This window comes from Vibrio sp. 2033 (assembly GCF_033339735.1).
The window spans coordinates 1-823 of the sequence record NZ_JAWOVC010000229.1; the positions used below are offsets into that span (position 1 = coordinate 1).

Here is an 823-nt window from a genome sequence, read left to right on the forward strand (position 1 = left end):
CTGATGAATAAGCGTGTGTCTTCCCAGATAAACAGGTGCTCACCCAATGTGGAGATAATCACCTTCGCAATATTGATCGCGCCATACTCGTCGCAATCTTTCAGTAGCACCGCGAATTCATCGCCGCCCATTCGCGCAAGCACGGAATTGTATGGCAGCACCTCTTCCAACATGCTGGCGCAAAATTGAATCGCGGCATCGCCCGCATCGTGCCCAACGGTGTCATTAAGCACTTTCAACTGGTCGAGATCGAGGTACAACATCGCATGCACTCGGCGGTGGCTATCCACTTCACGCAGCGCGGTTTTCAACTCCAACTCAAAGTGGTTGCGGTTGTATGTCCCCGTCAATAAGTCATAACGCGCCTGATACTCTAATTTCTCAGCCAAAAGTTTGGTCTCAGAAATGTCTTCACCCACAATCAGCAACTGATCGGAATCGTTGAGCGGTCGAATGTTTTCGCGTACCCAAACGCTGTGCCCGTCAGCATGGCGATACTCGATTTCACGTCGCCACACATCATGAACTTGATGACTCGGTTGCAACAACACCTGGCGTGGGAACAGTGCTTTGTCATCAAGATAGAACTCTCGCAGGCGATGGCCGAGCATCTCAATCGGCTCGTAGCCCAATAACAGCTGCGCGAATCGGTTCACTTCTTGGATGCGGTTGTGGCTGTCGAGCGTCACCATCATCACGGGCTGCTGCTCGTAGTAATTACGCAAGCTCGACTCACGCTGATAGAGCTTATCTTCCATCAACTTACGGCTGGTGATATCACGCGCCTCAAACAGATACTGCTTTTGTTTGCCCACCTGCTGGG

The 823-nt window shown here is 51.5% G+C and carries 1 protein-coding gene; it reads right to left on the reverse strand.

The genetic code is table 11. From position 1 onward, the window contains the following. The coding region (locus R7P74_RS25750) for a GGDEF domain-containing protein (RefSeq protein WP_318123486.1) at nt 1-823 on the reverse strand (823 nt) is incomplete at both ends.